The sequence below is a fragment of the Chlamydiota bacterium genome (assembly GCA_016178055.1).
GTDB lineage: Bacteria > Auribacterota > JACPWU01 > JACPWU01 > JACPWU01 > JACOUC01.
The window spans coordinates 1-1,441 of record JACOUC010000005.1 but is presented as its reverse complement, the minus strand read 5'-3'; the positions used below and the strand labels follow the sequence as shown (position 1 = coordinate 1,441).

Here is a 1,441-nt window from a genome sequence, read left to right as displayed (position 1 = left end):
TTTTGGGCGCATGGTGGTGAATAAGAATAAGTCCTCTTTTGCCAAATTGAGGCGGCTCCTCTTATCTTATCATGCGCTCTTTTATGATCTGAATTTGGTAAGATTTCAATAAATATTACGATCAGAGTGTGGGAAAGCACAACTACATCAAAGGAGTGAGGCCCACTCTACTAAACAAGCTAGAGGCTAGAGGCTGGAGGCTAGATGCAAAAGCGAAAAGACAGGTCGAAGGACGAAATACGATGGATGAGGGACGAACAAAAGAAAACGCCCTCTTCTTAAATGCAAGGGGAGGACGGCTGGGAAGAGAGGGGCTTGCTAAAATCGTTAACAAAGCCGCTAAACGAGCGGGCCTTGACAAACCTGTCACCCCGCATGTTTTTAGAAGAAGCTGTGCTACGGGCATGATCCGAAACAAGGCTAATCCCTACTACGTCAAAGAACTCCTCGGTCATGAACACTTAGACAGCCTAGAACCTTATCTCAAACTCTCCATCGTTGACCTCAAAGAGGTTCATAAGAAATGTCATCCGAGGGAGAGGCAGCTAGAGGCTGGAGGCTAGAGGCTAGATGGAAAAGCAAAAAACCAATCCATTAAAAACTAGACAAACGTATTCCATTGTAATACATTTAAAACAAGGGTGGGGGACTAGGTGAAGATTGCAGAAATAGTTTGGGATGAAGATAGCGTCGAGCATATTGCGCGGCATGGTGTGGTACCCGAAGAAGTTGAGGCGGTATGTTTTTCCCACTCTTCTTATCTTGATAAAGGAAGAACAGGGCGCCATTACGTAACAGGGCAAACCCATGCGGGTCGGTATCTATTTATTGTTGTGGGATTTCTTAACCGTCGAGAAGTTGAGATTATTACGGCTAGGGACATGGATGAAAAAGAAAAATATCGGTATAAAAGAAGGAAGTGAGATGATCTATGGCTAAAATACCAAGATTTAAAACAAAGCAAGAAGAAAGAACGTTTTGGGACACGCACAGCCTTGCGGATTATGAAGAGGATTTAAGACCCGCTAACGATATCGTGTTTGTGAAACCGGACCGGCAGGTTGTAACGCTGAGACTGGATAAAAAAATTGTGAAATTATTAAAAACCTTGGGTACAAGAAAAGGGATCGGATACTCATCTCTTTTGAGAATGTGGATCCTAGAAAAGTTCTATCAAGAGACACACCCTCATCCCAAAAGAAGTTAGCCGTATACTAGAAAAATTTTTGGACCCCTTCGCCCTCAAACCTGTTAGAATCCAACCTATCTTCGCATTTTAAGGGGATCATGAAAAAGCTTCTATATAACTGCGCATAAATAAACAGACATCTCCTCCCCTTTGTAAGGGGAGGTAGGGTGGGGTAGAGTCCTTGATTCTACCTCCCCCAACCCCTCCTTACAAAGGAGGGGGGAATCTCAATATGTCCGTTTATTTATACGC

3 protein-coding genes are annotated in these 1,441 nt (G+C 43.6%); all 3 read left to right on the top strand.

Annotated elements, in window-relative coordinates; translation table 11 throughout:
* Positions 1–128 precede the first annotated feature (128 nt).
* The 3 genes from HYS07_00770 (at position 129) to HYS07_00760 (ending at position 1,207) form a co-directional block, all read left to right on the top strand.
* Positions 129–563, top strand: a complete 435-nt coding sequence (locus tag HYS07_00770; protein MBI1869705.1) for a tyrosine-type recombinase/integrase — start codon at positions 129–131, stop codon at positions 561–563.
* A gap of 90 nt (positions 564–653) precedes the next feature.
* The gene (locus HYS07_00765) at positions 654–923 is read left to right on the top strand and encodes a BrnT family toxin (GenBank protein MBI1869704.1); all 270 of its coding nucleotides are present in this window, start codon (positions 654–656) and stop codon (positions 921–923) included.
* 8 nt (positions 924–931) lie between these two features.
* Complete coding sequence (locus tag HYS07_00760; protein ID MBI1869703.1) at positions 932–1,207, top strand: hypothetical protein; 276 nt, start codon at positions 932–934, stop codon at positions 1,205–1,207.
* The last annotated feature ends 234 nt before the right edge of the window (positions 1,208–1,441 follow it).